Here is a 17488-nt window from a genome sequence, read left to right as displayed (position 1 = left end):
AACCCTGGCTACGCGCCCCTCTCCCTCATGAGCGGGGCGCGTAGCCAGGGTTAGGGTGAGGGTCGATCCGGGCGCAGGAGTATCGGGTGGGAGCGGGCCACGCCCACGATTGCGCGCATGACACATTCCTACAGGTGACGCCAGTGCGTAGGGCGGAAAACCCGGTGCGGGTTATCCATCCTCCCGGCGGTTCAGTAGATCGGCACGTACAGGTCGGTTTCCGAGGCCGGATCTTCCGGCCCGAGGAAGCGCTCGGTGTAGCGCTCCAGGTCGATGCCTTTCTTCGGTTCCAGGCCGTGGCGGGTCAGCAGGCTGGAGTAGATGGCCTGGAAACTGTCGGCGATGGCGGTGACCGGGCCGATGTGGGTGAACACGGCGTACTTCTGCGCCGGCACCTCGACGTTCAGCATGCCTTCGGGAACGGTCGCGCCGGCGTCCACCGGAAGGCCGGCGATGTAGTGGAACTCGCCGCCCGGCAATTGCGTGCAGACGCCATAGGCGGACTTGTCCTGCGTGCTCTGCGTGATTTCCTTCTCGCGGGGCAGGAAGCGTTGCCACAGCTGACCAATGCTGTCGTCGGCGGCATTGCCACGGTAGTCCATGCCAATGACCTGGAACGCGGGTAGTTCGATGATGCGGTATTTCATGATCGGCTCCTCGATGGCTGCAGCCATGATAGACGGCCAGCGCACGGCGGGAATATTCCAGGCACCCGGCTCGGGCGAAGGACCAGGGAATGTGTTCTCCAGCTCGATGAAAAAAAAGCCCCCGCCGGGGAGCGAGGGCTTTTTCATCGAGGGCCATGGGCCGTCACGGCTGGTAGTCGCGCTCGTGGCGATCCAGCTCGGAGCAGGTCATGAAGCCTGAACCATCCACCTTGCCGCTGCCGTCGAAGCTGACGTAGAACGGCTGCTGCTGACCGTCCTTGCTGAGGATGTAGCTATTGCAGCTGCCAGGTTTCATCAGGCGTTTCTGGGTCGCGGAGGGCGTGCCGCCGACGCGCAGGACTTCTTCCTGGCTCATCCCCTTCTCGACGTTACGCACCAGCGGTTCGTCGCGGTAGGTGATGTAGTTGACCGGGTTCTGCACTTTGGTGGACGCACATCCTGCCACCGAGGCCAGGACGAACAGTGCCAGCAGTGATCGCTTGTACATGGCGTTCTCCTTGGTTGAGCCATTCACTCGCTCAGCTTTGAGCCCGGAGCGTGGCGCAGCGTTCAAGAAATCTGCGCACGGCGCGCCTACTCGGAATCCTTCAGCGCTTGGTCGAGGCGCTGCTGGTTCTGCACGTTGGCCTGGTCGACCTGTTCCTTGAGCTGCTGCATCTGCTGCTGGGCCTGTTGCGCCTGCTTGGCTTGCAGGCTGGCCGTGGCGGCGGTTTCGCCCAGGCCGCAGGCAGACAGGGCCAAGGGCAGGGACAGGATGCTCAACAGGCGGTACGGGCGCATGGCTGACTCCGGCGCGGGTAGGTGAACCGTCACACTAGCGCATGGCGGCTCGCGCGTCAGTGAGCAGGTGCTCAGCCGTAGCGCTTCATCGCCTCGATGGCCAGGCCGCTGCCGATGCCGCCGAAGCGGTCGCCGTCGACGTGACGGGCATTGGGCAGCATCGCCGCCACGCTCTCGCGCAGCGCCGGCACGCCGGACGAACCGCCAGTGAAGAACACGGTGTCGACCCGCGCCGGGTCCACGTCGGCCGAATTGAGCAAGTCGGTGATGCTGCCGCGCACGCGCTCCAGCAGCGGGCCAATGGCGCCTTCGAACAGGTCACGGGTTAGCTCGGCGACCAGGCCCGCTTCGATGCGCGTCAGGTCGATGTCGCGGCGGTCGGTGTCGGACAGCTCGATCTTGCTCGCTTCCACCTGCATCGCCAGCCAGTGGCCGGCGCGCTGCTCGATGAGCTTGAACAGGCGGTCGATGCCCGTGGCGTCGACGATGTCGTAGCGCATGTTCTGCAGGGCCAGCTGGGATTTCTGCGCGTACACCGCGTTGATGGTGTGCCAGGTGGCGAGGTTGAGGTGATAGCTGGTCGGCATGAAGGCGTCGCTCTTCATCTTGCTGCCGTAACCGAACAGCGGCATCACGCCCTGGATGCTGAGTTGCTTGTCGAAATCGGTACCGCCGATGTGCACGCCGCCGGTGGCGAGGATGTCGCCCTGGCGGTCGGCCACTTCGCGGCGTTCCGGTGCCAGGCGGACCAGCGAGAAGTCCGAGGTGCCGCCGCCGATGTCGACGATCAGCACCAGCTCTTCGCGCTGGATGCTGCGCTCGTAGTCGAATGCCGCGGCCAGCGGTTCGTACTGGAAGGAGACATCCTTGAAACCGAGCTTCTGCGCCACCGCCACCAGGGTGTCCTGGGCTTCCTGGTCGGCCTTGGGATCGTCATCGACGAAGAACACCGGACGGCCCAGCACCACGGAGTCGAACTCGCGCCCGGCGACCGCTTCGGCGCGCTTCTTCAGCTCACCGATGAACAGCCCCAGCAGGTCCTTGAACGGCATGGCGCTGCCCAGCACGGTGGTCTCGCTTTTCAGTAGCGAGGAACCCAGCAGGCTTTTCAGCGAGCGCATCAGGCGGCCTTCGTAGCCTTCCAGGTATTCGTGCAGGGCCAGGCGGCCGTATACCGGACGGCGTTCCTCGACGTTGAAGAAGATCACCGAGGGCAGGGTGATCTTGTCGTCTTCCAGGGCGATCAGCGGTTCGGTGCCCGGACGCCACCAGCCGACGGTGGAGTTGGAGGTGCCGAAGTCGATGCCCAGGGCGCGGGCCGCAGTGGTCTGGAACATGGTGCGCAGTGTCCGGAGAAAAAACGGCCGCGCAGTGTACGCGAGCGCTGTAGGAAATGCAGGGTCGGGCGAGGTTTCCTGACGAGCCGCGTTGCCGCGCAACCCGGAGGACGGGTCGCTTGTTGCGCAGCGCTTCGTTGCGCATCGCTCATCTGGAATGACCAAGCCACAGGATTCGCGCCTCGCCCCTGTGCAACAGGCGCCGCCGCGGCCTTCTGGAAGCCTCGACCGGCTCTGGTTATCCGTCGGAAGGCTGTGGTGGCAAAGAGGGCTTGGGGAGTAGCTTGTAGTTTTGCTACATTGTGTTCCTGTAGTTTTCCTACAAGAGTTTTTCACTATCGGATTTCCGTTCTCCCACCCCGTATAAGCCGTTGGATCCCACCATGCACAGAGCCTCCTTCCACGAATTGCGCAAGGAATTCCGCGCCCTCCTGACCTCTTCCTCCTGTTACCACACCGCGTCGGTGTTCGATCCGATGTCGGCACGAATCGCCGGGGATCTGGGGTTCGAGGTGGGCATCCTGGGTGGTTCTGTAGCTTCACTACAAGTTCTGGCAGCACCGGACTTCGCCTTGATCACCCTCAGCGAATTCGTCGAGCAGGCCACTCGCATCGGCCGCGTCGCTCGTCTGCCGGTGATCGCCGACGCCGACCACGGCTACGGCAATGCGCTGAACACCATGCGCACCATCGTCGAGCTGGAGCGTGCCGGCGTGGCTGCGCTGACCATCGAGGACACCCTGCTGCCGGCGCAGTTCGGCCGCAAGTCCACTGACCTGATCCCAGTGGAGGAAGGCGTCGGCAAGATCCGCGCGGCGCTGGAAGCGCGCATCGATCCGGAAATGGCGATCATCGCCCGCACCAATGCCGAGGTGCTGGAAGTGGATGACGTGATCCGCCGCACCCTGGCCTACCAGGCCGCTGGCGCCGACGGCATCTGCATGGTCGGCATCCGCGACTTCGATCACCTGGAAGCCATTTCCCGCCACCTCAGCGTGCCGCTGATGCTGGTGTCCTACGGCAACCCCGCGCTGCGTGACGACGAGCGCCTGGCGCACCTGGGCGTGCGCATCGTGGTCGACGGCCACGCCGCCTATTTCGCCGCGATCAAGGCCACCTACGATTGCCTGCGCGAGCAGCGTGGGGTGGATGCCTCGGACCTGACCGCCTCCGAGCTGGCGAAAAAATACACGTTGCCCGAGGAATATCAGATCTGGGCGCGGGAATACATGGAAGTGAAAGAGTAGGACCGCGCTGCCCGCCCCGAGAGCCTCAGCTCTGGGGCAAGTGGGTGGTGAGGTACTCGATCTGCGCGTTGAACGGATAGAGCAGCGTGCCCTTGTCGGTTTCCGTCTTGCGCAGGTAGCTCCAGCGCATCAGCAGGCCGTCGCGGTCGCTGTTGGCCGGCAGCGCCTGGAGTTGCTGTTGCACCGACTCCTGGAGTTCGCCGATGCGCTTGGTGTCTTTCTCCGTCGCGACGCCCAGCAGCTTGCCATTGGCCTTTCGCGCTTCCAGCAGCGCCAGCTCGCGCAGCTCGGCCAGCAGTTTGGGCTGAGGGTCCGAGCCCGCGATGAGGAAGGTATTGAACAGGTCGCCCACTTCCCGCGTCTGCTTCACCGCCTGCTTCAGGTCGACGCCCTTCTTGCCGTAGGCGTCGCGCACCTTGACCAGCGTCTGCTGGTAAAGCTGCCAGATGTCCTTCAGGGACGCCGCCTTGTCCTGGGTGGCCAGCTTCTGCTCCAGCACGACGCCCAGGCTGTTCAGGCGCTCCAGGAAACGCTCGTCGCCGGTGGCGCTGTACAGCAGCAGGTAGCGTTCGATGTCCTGCACCAGCGGGTCGTTGTACTGCGCCGGCGTGGCCGGTTGGGCGGCCTGGGCGGAGCAAAGCAGCACGTTGCTCAGCAGCAGGCTCGCGAGAAGAGGGCGGAAGGATCGCATGGACTGTTCCTCGGGGAGAAAATGTCCGCCATTCTCGATTTTGACGTCCTTCGTGCATGTCAGATGATTCCGAGATTTCTCGGCTTACGACTGATTCATTCGCGAGCTTCCTCTTGCAATTGCCCGCCTGGGCCTGCATATCTGTACAAGGACTGATCAATCAGCGGAGGTTGCCATGGCCAGTGGCTGGGCAAACGACGGAGCGGTTCAGGAACAGATCGACAGCACGATCGAGGATGCCATCGCGCGGGCGCGCAGCCAGATGCCCAAGGGCGAAAGCCTGACGCACTGCGAAGAGTGCGACGCCCCGATTCCCGAGGCACGGCGCAAGGCCATTCCCGGTGTGCACCTGTGCGTGAAGTGCCAGACCGAGCACGACCGGGAGCAGGCCAGCTACGCCGGCTACAACCGTCGCGGCAGCAAGGACAGCCAGTTGCGCTGAGGCGTGGCTCGCCGCTATGGAAACGGCGCCTTCGGGCGCCGTTGTTCGTTGCGCGCCATCACTCAGGTAGCGGGTTGCAGCGGCACCAGGACACTGAAGGTGATGATGCCGTCGGCCTGGTCCACTTCGATCCTGCCGCCGTGGGCGGCAACGATCGCCTGGGATATGTACAGCCCGATACCCAGCCCGCTCTTGTTGCGGCCATGGCCGGCGACGTCCTGCTTGAACGGCAGGAAGAGACTGGCCAGGCGCGCCTCGTCCAGCACTTCGGCTTCGTTGAGGACGCTCAGCCGCGCCAGGTCGCCCTGGCGGCTGAGCTCCACCAGCACCGGACGGCCGGGGCGGCCGTGGTGGCGGGCATTGCTCAGCAGGTTGGCCACTACCTGCAGGTAGCGGTCCGGGTCGACCTGGGCCTGTACGTCGTCCTCGATGGCCGTCTCGATGGCCAGGCCGGGGTAGGCCACGTCGGTCTCCTGGACGATGTCGCGTACCAGCCGCGAGAGATCGGCGTGCGCTGGCGCCACGGTCATTCCACCGCCGCTCTGCAGCCGGCTCATCTCCAGGATCTGGCTGATCAGCCTTTCCATGCGGCTGCTGGAATACGTGATGTGCTGGCGCAGTTCGGCGTTGCGCACATCGCTGGAAGACAGCATCGCCGCCGCCATCGAAATCGATTGCAGCGGGTTGCGCAGGTCGTGGCCGAGCACGGCGATGAGCCGTTGGCGCATGCGGTCGATTTCGCCGGCGCGGTTCAGGCACAGCTCCACCAGTTCCATGCGCAGCTTTTCGGCGATGCTCAGGTCGATGCCGGTCCAGGGCATGGAGCGGCCACGCACCACCTCCTCCCAGGCCTCGAACGAGCCGCGCGGCGTCAGGCGTGGGCCGGACGGACCGGTGCTGATGATCTTCTCTGGCTTGCCGCCCCAGCGGATACGGTGCACCTGCTCCAGGCGTAGCCAGACGATCCAGCCTGACTCCTGGCGATGGAAACGGATGGCCATGACCCCGCAGTAGCGCGGGTCGTGGTCGCCCGGCAGCTCCAGGCGCTGATCGCTGTGGAACAGGTCGATGTCGTCGTCCTGCTGCAACTGGGCGACCATGGCGATGGCCATTTCCTCGAAGTCACCGCCAATGCTGCTGGCGCGGCCACCGAGCATCACCACCGCGCCGTCGCACGGCAGCAGGTCGGCGACATTACCTCCGGGGCGGGTCAGCGCGCTGAGCAGATCGTCGGAATCGCGGGTGCGGCGCAGCAGCGCCTGCTGGCGCTCCGAGGCCTGCCGCAGCAGCTCGCTGATGCGGCTCTGCTCCAGGCGTTCGACCATGGCGCTGCACACCTGGGAGAACACCTGGAAGGACATGCGGATCGGGTAGGGCACCACCTTCGGGCTCATGTGGTGGCAGGAGAACAATCCCCACAGACGCCCTGCCACGACGATGGAAATGCTCATCGAGGCGCGCACCCCCATGTTGGTCAGGTACTCGCAGTGAATCGGCGAGACGCTGCGCAAGGTGCTGAAGCTCAGGTCGAACGGCCGCCGGCTGCGCGGATTCAGCGTGGGCCGCACGGCGACTGGCTGGTACGCCACATCGCCGATCAGGCGCACGGGATTCTGCAGGTACAGGCGGCGCGCCTGGGCGGGAATGTCCGAGGCCGGGTAACGCTGGCCGAGGTAGCTTTCCAGGTCTTCGCGGCGGGCTTCGGCGACCACCTCGCCGGAGTCATCCTCGTTGAAGCGATAGGCCATGACCCGGTCGTAGCCGGTCATGCGGCGGACTTCGTCGGTGACGCTGACCAGCAGGCTCTCGACGTCGTTGCGCAGTTGCAGCTGGCTGACCAGGCGCTGGGCATTCAGGGCGAATGTGGTGAAGGAGGCGGTTCCGCTGGCCCGACGTTCGAACTCCAGGTAGCGCACACCCTCGTGACTATGTCCGATCACGTCGAAGAAGCGCCGGCCGATGCGTGCCTCCACGCTGTTGACCCAGGGGCCGGTTTCGCGAAGGCCCTCGGCGAGCATGGTCAGCACGTTGCCGCCGACGTCTTCTTCGGCCAACGGCAGGCCCAGCTGCGGGGTAATCCCGAGCATGCTGCCGAGATTGTCGCTGAAGCCCAGCACCTGGCCCTGTTCATCCAGGGCGATCAGCGCGCCGTGGGGTTGGATCGCTCCGGGCTCATGGATAGGTTCGTCCTCGCAGTTGGCGAGGGTGACGGGCTGGTCGCTCATGGGCGCTCGGTCCGCCGTGCTTCGGGAGCGTCGAGCACCCAGTCGCGGAATGACGTGAAGGCTTGCACCGCGGCGCGTTGAGCCTGGGCGATGTCCTCCGGGCTGGTGACGTGCTCGGCGAGCAGGCGCTGGAAGGTGCCCCAGCGTTCTCCGGTGTCGTCGCCGTAGCCCTGCAGCCAGCGCAGTGGCAAGGGCTCCAGCGGTTGCCTGAGTCGCTTGTAGAGCACGCGGCCGCCGAGGGTCGCGCCTTCGGCGACGTAGGCGATGCCGAAGGCTTCGGCGCGCGAAGTGGCGACCGGCGCGGCCGCGCAGTCCGGCAGTGCACGCAGGCGCTCGGTGTCGTAGCCGCCGTCCAGCAGGTCGCTTTCCAGCCACTGCGACTTTGCCCCGCGCAGCCCGGCGTCCGCAGCATCCGGCCAGGCCTGCCAAAGCCCTTGTTCGAGCGGACGCATCCAGCCCAGCACGCGGGCGGCATGTTCGAGGTAGTCGGCGCGCGATAGCGAAGCGGTGAGCGGCGAGCGGCTGTCGAGATCGGCGTGCAGGGCATGGGTGGCGGCACGCAGCGCGGCGAGGGCGGGCGAAATGCCGGCGCGTTCGTTCGTCTGGGAATTCATCGCCGTCATTGGTACGTCACCTTCGCCGTTGAGGAGGAGAGAATAGCAGTAGTGTTGTACGACTGTTCCGGCGGAAAAAGGTTGATCGAATTGTCAGGTATTTCCATTGAAATGTGACGGGCATAGAAAAGGCCGCTCCACTGCCGTGGAGCGGCCTTCGTTCGGCTCCGTCAGAAGTTGACCTTGAGTCCCAGCGTCACCGCCTGGTCGCGGTAGCCGTTGTCGCCGTATTGCTTGCCGACCTCACCCCAGACGTTGACCCGGCTGTTCACCTTGCTGGTGGCACCGAGTTTCACCTCGAAGATGTCGCTGGCACCGTCCATCTCGAACTTGCTGCTGCCCATCTTCGCGCCGAAGTCCTTGGAGTTGTGGATCCAGTTGGTCTCCACGTAGGGCTCCACGCCGTAGGTGTTGGCGAAGCCGCCAGCCTGGTTGCTGCGCACGGCGGCACGGGCGCCGAGACGAGTCATGACGTTGCCGTCGCCCTTGCCGGTGACCTTGGTGCCGTTGGCCTCGCGATGGCTGTCGGCCTTGACGCCCATGTACACCACCTGCGCCTGGGGCTGCACGTAGTAGCTGGCGCTTTCGGTCTTCGCCACTTCGAAGGTCTTGCCGGCCTCGATGGAGGCGGTGATGCCCTTGAGGTCATAGTTTTCCTTGGCCAGCTGGTCGCCTTTCACGTCGGCGTCGAACTCGTTCCAGAGTACCCAGCTATCGACATAGGCGCCGTTCTCGTCCTGCTTGTTCTCGTACCAGGTGCCATAGACACCGACGCTGTAGCCATCGATCTCACCACGCGAGCGGTAGCCGGTGATGCGCGACTTGGTGGTCGAGTTGCCGTTGGCATAGCCGGCCATCACGCCGAGTACCCAGTCGCCGTTATCGGTTTCCTTGCGGTACAGGTCGCTGCCGATCTGCAGCACGTAGCGGTTGGCCTCGGTCTTCAGCTGGCCGGTGCTGTCTTCCCAACGGGTCGAGCCATCGACGTTGCGCATCCACAGCATAGAGGTGACTTCCTTGCCGGTATCCGGATCGAGGTAGGTCAGGTTGCCGGTGCGGTCGTGCAGGCGGTGCAGGAACATCGTGTTGGCCGCCGCGATGTTGGCGGTGTAGCTGCCGCCCTCGGGCTGGCGCACGCGGTCCTTGTCGCTCGGCGCGGGTTTCTCCGGGGTCGGGGCGATGGGACCGGGGTCTTCAGGACCCGGATCGACGGGGCCCGGATCCTCGGGGCCTGGATCGACCGGACCTGGATCTTCAGGACCCGGATCGATGGGGTCCGGATCTTCCGGTTCGGTCGGCTTGTACGAGGTCAGGTACCAGTCGCTGTTCGAGCCAGTGGAGCCGACAAAGCTGCCGCCACGACGCAGCACGTACTCGTAGCCGCCCTCGGTCACGCGGTCGGATTTGAACTCGCCCGCCGAGGTGCCGCCCACGGTAATCATCTGGATGCCTTCCAGCGTTTCGTCACCCGGGCCGGTGGTGTTGTTGACCGTCACGCGGGTTTCACCCGAGGTGTTGCCGGTGATGGCCAGCTTGTCGGTTTCCGAGGTGTCGTCACCCAGGTAGGTATTCATCAGCAGATGACCGCCGCCGGTGAAGTCGCCATCCACGGTCAGCGTCTTGTAGGTATAGGCGCCGTGTTCGTCGTGGCGGTCGTAGACCAGTTGCGCGCCATCGGTAAGGCTCAGGTTGGTCAGGTTGGAGTTGCCGGTCATGAACCAGCGGCTGGTTGAGCCGTCCATGGCCAGGTCGATCACGCCGTCGGTGGCGGTGCTGGTGGTGCCGTTGAGGTAGGAGCCGGCGGCCATCTTCAGGTCCAGCTTGCCGAGGTTCTCGGCGTACAGGGCGGCTCCCTTGCGGTTGGCGAGATCGTCCGCCGCGCTGCTGTCGATCACGTAGATCGCGGCGTTCTCCGAGACGATGCTGGAGTCGGCACCGTTGGCCGCCATGGCGCGGGTGCCGTCGATCACGGTGACTTTGGTGTCGCCATACAGGTGCACCTTGCCGCCGCGCATGCCGTTGAAGTCTTCCAGCGTTTGCGCATAGATGCCGTAGGCGTTGTTCTTGCCAGTGGTGATGTCGGTGCTGCCCAGGTGAATCTCGCCGCCGCGGTTGGCGAACACGGCGTGGGCTGCCGAGCCGGAGGTGCTGATGGTGCTGCCGTCGTCGATGCGGACTTCGGCATCGCCTTTGTACAGCAATGCTTCGCTGTCGCGGTTACCGGCGTAGACCGCATAGCCGTTGCCGTCACTGCCGTTGCTGCCACTGCCGCTGGTGCTGATCACCGCACCCTTTCCCAGGAGAATGCGGTTGGTGCCGCCATTCTTGGAGGTATTGGCCCGTACGCCCATGCCGGACGTGGTGATGCTGGCGTTGTCACCGATAGTGACCGTGGAGTTGAACGCGTTCTCGGTGACGTTGATGCCGTCTGCCGATGAGCCCTTGGTGACGATGGTCAGCTTGTCGATGGAGATGTTGTTGGTGCCGATGTTGGCCTGGATGGCATCGGCCTTGTAGCCACTGAGCAGGCCCGAGGTGGTGCCGGTCATCAGCGTCGCTTCCTTGAGGTTCCAGGTCGAGCCGTTGCCGTACATGGCGAAGCCAGCCATGGGGCCCATGCTGCCGCGTGCGTTGCCGGTATCGACATGGACGCTTTCCACGGCGCTGCCGAGGCCCCACCAGAGGGTTTCGTCACAGGTGTACGTCTTGCCATCACCGCTGGTTGTGCAGGTGGCGCTGGCCGTGCCGATCTGCCCCGCCAGGGCAATGGCGAGGGCGACATGGGTCGCCAGCAGAGTTTTCGTGAAGCGCATTGCAGTCCTCCTTGCGCCCGCACACTCGGTGAGCGGATGCGTGTTCCGGCGCAAGGAGCCGTTCACTGGCTGAAGAGCGGAAGCTTGGGCTTCCAAGAGCGGATCCTTCCTGCACCGGGTGATGGCGCCTGATCGCATCAGGCAAGGGGAGGGCAGCACTCCGGACTTCAGAGCCCTGCCCGACCCGCAGCAGCGCGGGTTCAGTGGACTCATTGTTCAGCGCGTGTTCAGCCGGCCGAATAAGACGAATCTCAATCGGCGGGAGTCGGGGTGTGGGATCGGGAAACGCTTGACCTATGGCAAGGGATCAGACCGGACCGGGCATTGCGCGCCGGTCCGGAAAGCGTATGGGCCTTACTTGGTCAGCTTGATCACGTCACCGGAAACGGTGGTGGTATAGCCGTTCAGGACCCAGGCCCAGAACCACTTTTCCTGCACCTGGGTGTTGATCAGCGCATCGCCGCCCTTGGCCTTGATAGCCGCGTTCTGCGCGCGGACGAAGCGGTTATTCTGCTGGATCGGGATGACGCCCAGAAGCATCAGGCCGGTGGCCTTGCCCTCGCTGTGGCCGATCACGGTGTACTGATCGGGGGTGTAGCTCTGGGTTTTCATCGGGGTGCCGGTGCAGCCGGCGATGGCGGCGGTGGCGAGCAGGGCGGCGGCGATACGGGTGATCTTCACGTGACTCTCCTGAGAATTGACCCCGGACTTCTTTTCCGGGGCGCGCAGGGTAGCCATCGTATCGCCGTCAGGAAAGATGCCCGCCTGCTGACGAATTGAAGGATCCCGGAAGATTTGTCGCCGACTTTTCTTCAGGGATCCTTTTTCGCGCCCTCTTTCGTATCAGGCTTCCAGTTCGAGCTGTCAGAACAGGAAATACCGCTGTGCCATCGGCAGCACGTCAGCCGGCTCGCACCACAGCAACTGACCATCCGCACGCACCTGGTAGTTCTGCGCATCCACTTCGATGTGCGGCAGGTAGGCGTTGTGGATCAGGTCGGTCTTCTGCACGTTGCGGCAACCCTTCACCACGCCGATGGCCTTGCGCAGGCCCAGCTCGTGGTGCACGCCGAGGTCGAATGCCGCCTGGCTGATGAAGGTCAGGCAGGTGGCGTGGCGGCTGCCACCGTAGCTGGCGAACATCGGCCGGTAATGCACCGGCTGCGGCGTCGGGATCGAGGCGTTGGCGTCGCCCATCAGGCTCGCGGCGATGGCACCGCCCTTGAGGATCAGGCTCGGCTTCACGCCGAAGAAGGCCGGGCGCCAGAGCACCAGGTCGGCCAGCTTGCCCACTTCGATGGAGCCCACTTCATGGGCCACGCCGTGGGTGATCGCCGGGTTGATGGTGTACTTGGCGATGTAGCGCTTGGCGCGGAAGTTGTCGTTGCGCGCACTGTCGCCCTCCAGCGCGCCGCGCTGCTTCTTCATCTTGTCGGCGGTCTGCCAGGTGCGTGTGATCACTTCGCCGACGCGGCCCATGGCCTGGCTGTCGGAGCTGATCATGCTGAAGGCGCCAAGGTCGTGGAGGATGTCTTCGGCGGCAATGGTCTCGCGGCGAATACGCGACTCGGCGAAGGCCACGTCCTCGGCGATGCTCGGGTCCAGGTGATGGCAGACCATGAGCATGTCCAGGTGCTCGTCGATGGTGTTGCGGGTGAAGGGCCGGGTCGGGTTGGTCGAACTGGGCAGCACGTTGGCGAAGCCGCAGGCCTTGATGATGTCCGGCGCGTGGCCGCCGCCGGCACCTTCGGTGTGATAGGTGTGGATGGTGCGGCCCTTGAAGGCGGCCAGGGTGGTTTCGACGAAGCCGGATTCGTTGAGGGTGTCGGTGTGGATCGCCACCTGCACGTCGAGGCGGTCGGCCACGGAGAGGCAGTTGTCGATGGCCGCCGGGGTGGTGCCCCAGTCCTCGTGCAGCTTCAGGCCGATGGCGCCGGCGTGCACTTGCTCTTCCAGCGGCAGCGGCAGGCTGGCGTTGCCCTTGCCGGTGAAGCCGATGTTCATCGGGAAGGCGTCGGCGGCCTGGAGCATGCGCGCCATGTGCCATGGGCCGGAGGTGCAGGTGGTGGCGTTGGTGCCGGTGGCCGGCCCGGTGCCGCCGCCGATCATGGTGGTCACTCCGCTCATCAGCGCCTCTTCGATCTGCTGCGGGCAGATGAAGTGGATGTGCGTGTCGATGCCACCGGCGGTGAGGATCATGCCCTCGCCGGCGATCACTTCGGTACTGGCGCCCAGGGCGATGCTGACGCCGGGCTGGATGTCCGGGTTGCCGGCCTTGCCGATGGCGGCGATGCGGCCGTGCTTGAGGCCGACGTCGGCCTTGACGATGCCCCAGTGGTCGATGATCAGCGCGTTGGTGATCACCGTGTCGACCACCTCGGCAGCGCAGCCCTGGCCCTGGCCCATGCCGTCGCGAATGACCTTGCCGCCGCCGAACTTCACTTCCTCGCCGTAGACGGTGAAGTCCTGCTCCACCTCGACCCACAGGTTGGTGTCAGCCAGGCGCACGCGGTCGCCGACGGTGGGGCCGAACATGTCGGCGTAGGCTTGTCTGCTGATTTTCATCGGGGCTCCCTGGTCAGTCCCTGCGTTGACTCGGCCCTCACCCCAACCCTCTCCCGGAGGGAGAGGGGGTTGATCGGCGCGCTACTTTTCTCCCTCTCCCCCTGGGAGAGGGTTGGGGTGAGGGGCTTTCAGAGCGCCCCCATCACCCGCCCGGCAAATCCGTACACCTTTCTCTCGCCCGCGAGCTCCACCAACTCCACCTCACGACTCTGCCCCGGCTCGAAGCGCACCGCCGTACCGGCCGGGATGTTCAGGCGCATGCCGCGAGCCGCGTCGCGGTCGAACAGCAGCGCGTCGTTGGTCTCGAAGAAGTGGTAATGCGAGCCGACCTGGATCGGCCGGTCGCCGCTGTTGGCCACCGTCAGGCCCAGCGTGCGGCGGCCGGCGTTGAGTTCGATCTCGCCGGGCTGGATGTCGTATTCGCCTGGGATCATGGAGCGCTCCGTGAGTCGAGGATCAGTTGCATGAAGGTCAGGTCCAGCCAGCGGCCGAACTTCTGGCCGACCTGGGGCATCTGCCCGGTGGTGACGAAGCCCAGGCGCTCGTGCAGGCGGATAGACGCCGCGTTGCCGCTCTCGATGGCCGCGACCATCACGTGCAGGCCCTGGGCACGGGCGCGCTCGATCAGCGCCTGCATCAGGATCGGACCGAGACCTTTGCCGCGCTGGTCGGCGCGCACGTAGACCGAGTGCTCCACGGTTTCGCGGAAGCCCTCGAAGGCGCGCCACGGGCCGTAGCTGGCATAACCCACCACCTCGCCATCGTCCTCGGCCACCAGCACCGGGAAGCCTTGCTGCGCGCGCAATTCCAGCCAGGCGCGGCGGTTCTCCAGGTCGATGGCGATCTCGTTCCAGATGGCGGTGGTGTTGAGCACTGCGTCGTTGTAAATGTCGCGCAGACTGCCGAGGTCGGCTTGGCTGGCGTCGCGGATGAGCATGTCGGTTCCTCTGTACGGTGGGCGAATGAAGCGCAACGCTTCATCCGCCATTGTCGCCGCAGCGCCGATTGGGCGCGCGCGATCAAGCGATGGGCTGGTGAACAGTGACCAACTTGGTCCCGTCCGGGAAGGTGGCTTCCACCTGGATCTCCGGGATCATTTCCGGCACGCCTTCCATCACCTGTTCGCGGGTGAGCAGCGTGGTGCCGTAGTGCATCAGGTCGGCGACCGTCTGGCCATCCCGCGCGCCTTCAAGCAGCGCGGCGGAGATCAGCGCGACGGCCTCCGGGTAGTTGAGTTTCACCCCGCGGGCGAGGCGGCGCTCGGCGACCAGGCCGGCGGTGAAGATCAGCAGTTTGTCCTTCTCGCGAGGGGTCAGGTCCATCTCAGGTGCTCCAGATTCGGGGGGGAACGGCCTCGCGGCCGAGCAGCGCGGGCCGCAGCCGGCGCCAGAGTTCGATGAGCCAGGCGCGGGCGTGCAGCGCTTCGTGGGCGAGGCAGCGGGCGACGACCAGGCCGGGCAGTTGGGTGAGGTTGCCGCGTCCCTGGCAGGGAATGGCACGGCAGGCTTCGATGAGCGCAGCATCGATCTGCCCGCTGGCGATCAGCGTGGCCATCACCGGGTAGCCGGCCAGGCCGATGGGCGAGTCGAGCAGGCGGTCGCCGCCGCTCACGCGCTGGCGTTCGTGCCACAGGCGTTGTCCGTCACGACGGATGTCCAGGGCGGCGGCGAAGTGGCCGTTGTCGAAGCGTTCGCGGCTGGCTGGTCGGCCGAGGGCGACGATGTCCCAGTAGAACAGGCGGGCGTCGGCTTCGAGGTCGATGCAGGTGGTCAGCTCGGCCTGGGCGCCGGAGTAGACGATGGTTTCCTGCGGCAGCCATTCCAGCATGGCGCCTGCCGCCACGCGGATGCCGAGGTGCTGCTTCGCCGGGCATGCGGCGCGGTACCACTTGGCCGCGCCGGGGCTGGTGAGTTGCGCCCAGCTGTCCTGATTGGCGTGGATATCGAGGTTCAGCGTGTCGCCGCCAGCGATGCCGCCAGGCGGGTGCACCACGATGTGCTGGCAGACCTCCGGCCCTTCCGCGTACAGGTGCTTCTGCACCCGCAACGGGCCGAGATGCCTTCGCGTGACCGGCCGCGTGCTGTCGCCGATGCGGGCGTAGGCAAGCTCCAGCTCGGCATGCCAGGCGGGGTGGAAGAGAGTGGCCGGTGCGTTCATGGGTAGCTTCGAAACGAAGGATGCACACGACAGAGCAAGCACCGTGCCGGGATGCGCCAGGATAGTGCGTGGTCACTGCTTGGCTTTATGCGGCTCAGGTATGGCGCGGGATTGACGGTGACGGAGGCGATTGTCCGAACGGTCAGGTATCGGCGCGGTTGCGGTGCGTCTGCAGTCAGGGCGCACTCAAACGGTGCGTAGGAGCGGACTCCGTCCGCGATTGATTCGTCCCCGCGCGGGGCTGGGCCGATCGCGGATGAATCCGCTCCTACGAGATCAAGAACCCCTCACCCCAACCCTGGCTGCGCACCTCGCTCCTTAAGAGGGAGAGGGGACCGTTCGGTGCAGGATGAAACCATGGCATCAGCCGGCACGGACTGCCCCCTCTCCCCCTGGGAGAGGGCTGGGGTGAGGGACATGCACGGGTATGGATTTCCCGGAAGAAGACAGTTGCTCCTACAAGAGCCTTGTCTCAGCCCAGCGGCTTGCGCATGTACACCCGGCGGAAACCGTTCTCGACCTTGCGCGCGTATTCCTGGTAGCCATTCTTCGCGTACAGCTCGATGTTCTCGGTCATGCGCTCATTGGTGTACAGGTACAGCGAATCGAACCCCAGCTGGGCGGCGGTTTCCTCGGCGTGGATCAGCAGCATGCGGCCGATACCCTGGCCCGCGCACTCGGGCAGCACGGCGATGTTGTCGAGCAGGAAGCCTTCGTCGGTCTCGCGCATCACCAGCAGGCCGACGGGCACGCCGTCCTGCTCGGCGATCAGTACGCGGTCCTCGGCGATGATGGCGTGATAGTCGTCCAGCATCGGCCCCGGCTTGCGGCCGAGCTTGGGAATCCACTGGGCGTAGGCGGCTGCCACGCAGACTGCGGCGAATCCGGCGTCGTCATTGACGGCGGGGCGCAGGACGAGGGGCATGACGAACTCCAGAAAAAAACGAATACGGGGCCTGGCAGCTTGCCACTCGCCGCCGTCATGCGCCAGTGACAGGTCGTCTCGGGGGGAGCCGGGGTTCGCGAGGCCGAATTCGTTCCCTACGGATAACGGCATTCCCCACATCCCTGTGCGTCACAAGCTCGCTCCTACGAAGAGCAGGCACAGTGCTCTCTTGTAGGAGCGAGGGGGACGCCTCGTTCTTGCTCGCGAACCGGTATGAAACGCCGCCTCAGATGGTCACCAATCCCCGCACGCCCTCGGCTTCCATGTCCGCCCCGCGCCCCTGCTGGACGATTTCCCCGCGCGACATCACCAGGTACTGGTCGGCCAGTTCGGCGGCGAAGTCGTAGAACTGCTCCACCAGCAGGATGGCCATGTCGCCGCGCTGGGCGAGCTTGCGGATCACCGCGCCGATCTCCTTGATCACTGAGGGCTGGATGCCTTCGGTGGGTTCATCGAGGATCAGCAGGCGCGGCTTGCTGGCCAGCGCGCGGCCGATGGCCAGCTGTTGCTGCTGGCCGCCGGAGAGATCGCCACCGCGACGCTGCTTCATTTCCCGGAGTACCGGGAACAGCTCGTAGATGTGCTCGGGCACCGCCTTGGCCTCGCTGGCGCCGAAGCGCGACAAGCCCATCAGCAGGTTCTCCTCCACGGTCAGGCGCGGAAAGATTTCCCGGCCCTGCGGCACATAGGCGATGCCGGCATGCACGCGCTGGTGGGGCTTGAATCCAGTGATCGGCTTGCCTTCCCAACTGACCTTGCCTTCCTTGGCCGGCACCAGGCCCATCAGGCAGCGCAACAGCGTGGTCTTGCCCACACCGTTGCGGCCGAGCAGGCAGGTTACTTCGCCGATCTTCGCGTCGAACGACAGGCCACGGAGGATGTGGCTGCCGCCGTAGTACTGGTGGAGCTTGTCGACTTGCAGCATGTGCGTATTCCTTGGAGTCGAGCTGCGGCGGATAACGCTGCGCGTTATGCGCCATACGGTTGGCTTAGGCGTAGGGCG

The 17488-nt window shown here is 65.2% G+C and carries 18 protein-coding genes; 2 read left to right on the top strand and 16 right to left on the bottom strand.

All coding sequences use genetic code 11. The annotated features are described in order from the left end of the window. Positions 1–191: 191 nt before the first annotated feature. From JVX91_RS01565 to JVX91_RS01550, 4 genes are all read right to left on the bottom strand, one after another. Positions 192–647: a GyrI-like domain-containing protein gene (locus JVX91_RS01565; RefSeq protein ID WP_205337707.1), complete on the bottom strand. Its 456-nt coding sequence runs from the start codon at positions 645–647 to the stop codon at positions 192–194. A gap of 163 nt (positions 648–810) precedes the next feature. Beyond that, positions 811–1155 (bottom strand): osmotically-inducible lipoprotein OsmE, encoded by a 345-nt coding sequence (osmE, locus tag JVX91_RS01560; protein ID WP_205337706.1) that lies wholly within the window; start codon positions 1153–1155, stop codon positions 811–813. Between the two features lie 86 nt (positions 1156–1241). After that, positions 1242–1448: a hypothetical protein gene (locus JVX91_RS01555; RefSeq protein WP_205337705.1), complete on the bottom strand. Its 207-nt coding sequence runs from the start codon at positions 1446–1448 to the stop codon at positions 1242–1244. Between the two features lie 71 nt (positions 1449–1519). Further along, positions 1520–2785 (bottom strand): Hsp70 family protein, encoded by a 1266-nt coding sequence (locus JVX91_RS01550; RefSeq protein WP_205337704.1) that lies wholly within the window; start codon positions 2783–2785, stop codon positions 1520–1522. A 383-nt stretch (positions 2786–3168) separates the two neighbouring features. Here JVX91_RS01550 and JVX91_RS01545 point away from each other — a divergent pair, with 383 nt between their 5' ends. Next, positions 3169–4032 (top strand): oxaloacetate decarboxylase, encoded by an 864-nt coding sequence (locus JVX91_RS01545; RefSeq protein ID WP_205337703.1) that lies wholly within the window; start codon positions 3169–3171, stop codon positions 4030–4032. Between the two features lie 25 nt (positions 4033–4057). Here the strand turns inward: JVX91_RS01545 and JVX91_RS01540 are convergent, their stop codons facing one another. Beyond that, the gene (locus JVX91_RS01540; RefSeq protein WP_205337702.1) at positions 4058–4723 is read right to left on the bottom strand and encodes a hypothetical protein; all 666 of its coding nucleotides are present in this window, start codon (positions 4721–4723) and stop codon (positions 4058–4060) included. A gap of 175 nt (positions 4724–4898) precedes the next feature. On the opposite strand from JVX91_RS01540, the gene JVX91_RS01535 reads away from it, so the two are divergent. Continuing rightward, a complete protein-coding gene (locus tag JVX91_RS01535) occupies positions 4899–5165 on the top strand; it encodes a DksA/TraR family C4-type zinc finger protein (protein ID WP_205337701.1) in 267 nt (88 codons plus the stop codon). 62 nt (positions 5166–5227) lie between these two features. Here JVX91_RS01535 and JVX91_RS01530 read toward each other — a convergent pair whose 3' ends face one another. From JVX91_RS01530 to urtE, 11 genes are all read right to left on the bottom strand, one after another. Then, positions 5228–7390, bottom strand: coding sequence for a GAF domain-containing protein (locus JVX91_RS01530; protein WP_205337700.1), 2163 nt, complete (start codon positions 7388–7390; stop codon positions 5228–5230). Beyond that, positions 7387–8004 carry a biliverdin-producing heme oxygenase gene (locus tag JVX91_RS01525; protein ID WP_205337699.1) on the bottom strand — a complete coding sequence of 206 codons (618 nt, stop codon included), beginning with the start codon at positions 8002–8004 and terminating at the stop codon, positions 7387–7389. The genes JVX91_RS01530 and JVX91_RS01525 overlap by 4 nt, the downstream gene beginning before the upstream one ends. Before the next feature lie 170 nt (positions 8005–8174). Next, positions 8175–10817: an autotransporter outer membrane beta-barrel domain-containing protein gene (locus tag JVX91_RS01520; RefSeq protein WP_205337698.1), complete on the bottom strand. Its 2643-nt coding sequence runs from the start codon at positions 10815–10817 to the stop codon at positions 8175–8177. 354 nt (positions 10818–11171) lie between these two features. Beyond that, positions 11172–11555 carry a hypothetical protein gene (locus tag JVX91_RS01515; protein ID WP_240201689.1) on the bottom strand — a complete coding sequence of 128 codons (384 nt, stop codon included), beginning with the start codon at positions 11553–11555 and terminating at the stop codon, positions 11172–11174. A gap of 126 nt (positions 11556–11681) precedes the next feature. Next, positions 11682–13382 carry an urease subunit alpha gene (gene ureC / locus JVX91_RS01510; protein ID WP_205337696.1) on the bottom strand — a complete coding sequence of 567 codons (1701 nt, stop codon included), beginning with the start codon at positions 13380–13382 and terminating at the stop codon, positions 11682–11684. A 128-nt stretch (positions 13383–13510) separates the two neighbouring features. Further along, positions 13511–13816 (bottom strand): urease subunit beta, encoded by a 306-nt coding sequence (locus JVX91_RS01505; RefSeq protein ID WP_045216366.1) that lies wholly within the window; start codon positions 13814–13816, stop codon positions 13511–13513. Next, entirely contained in the window at positions 13813–14319 is a 507-nt protein-coding gene (locus tag JVX91_RS01500) for a GNAT family N-acetyltransferase (RefSeq protein WP_205337695.1), read from the bottom strand. Before JVX91_RS01500 ends, JVX91_RS01505 begins: the two co-directional genes overlap by 4 nt. Positions 14320–14401: 82 nt before the next feature. Continuing rightward, entirely contained in the window at positions 14402–14704 is a 303-nt protein-coding gene (locus tag JVX91_RS01495) for an urease subunit gamma (RefSeq protein ID WP_192292874.1), read from the bottom strand. Position 14705: 1 nt separating this feature from the next. After that, positions 14706–15539 carry an urease accessory protein UreD gene (locus JVX91_RS01490; protein WP_205337694.1) on the bottom strand — a complete coding sequence of 278 codons (834 nt, stop codon included), beginning with the start codon at positions 15537–15539 and terminating at the stop codon, positions 14706–14708. 472 nt (positions 15540–16011) lie between these two features. Then, positions 16012–16464, bottom strand: coding sequence for a GNAT family N-acetyltransferase (locus tag JVX91_RS01485; protein ID WP_205337693.1), 453 nt, complete (start codon positions 16462–16464; stop codon positions 16012–16014). 247 nt (positions 16465–16711) lie between these two features. Beyond that, on the bottom strand, positions 16712–17410 hold the full coding sequence (urtE, locus tag JVX91_RS01480) for an urea ABC transporter ATP-binding subunit UrtE (protein ID WP_205337692.1): 699 nt from the start codon (positions 17408–17410) through the stop codon (positions 16712–16714). Between the last annotated feature and the right edge of the window lie 78 nt (positions 17411–17488).

Source organism: Pseudomonas sp. PDNC002 (genome assembly GCF_016919445.1).
Classification (GTDB): Bacteria; Pseudomonadota; Gammaproteobacteria; order Pseudomonadales; family Pseudomonadaceae; genus Pseudomonas.
This window is presented reverse-complemented; position numbering and strand designations above follow the sequence as displayed.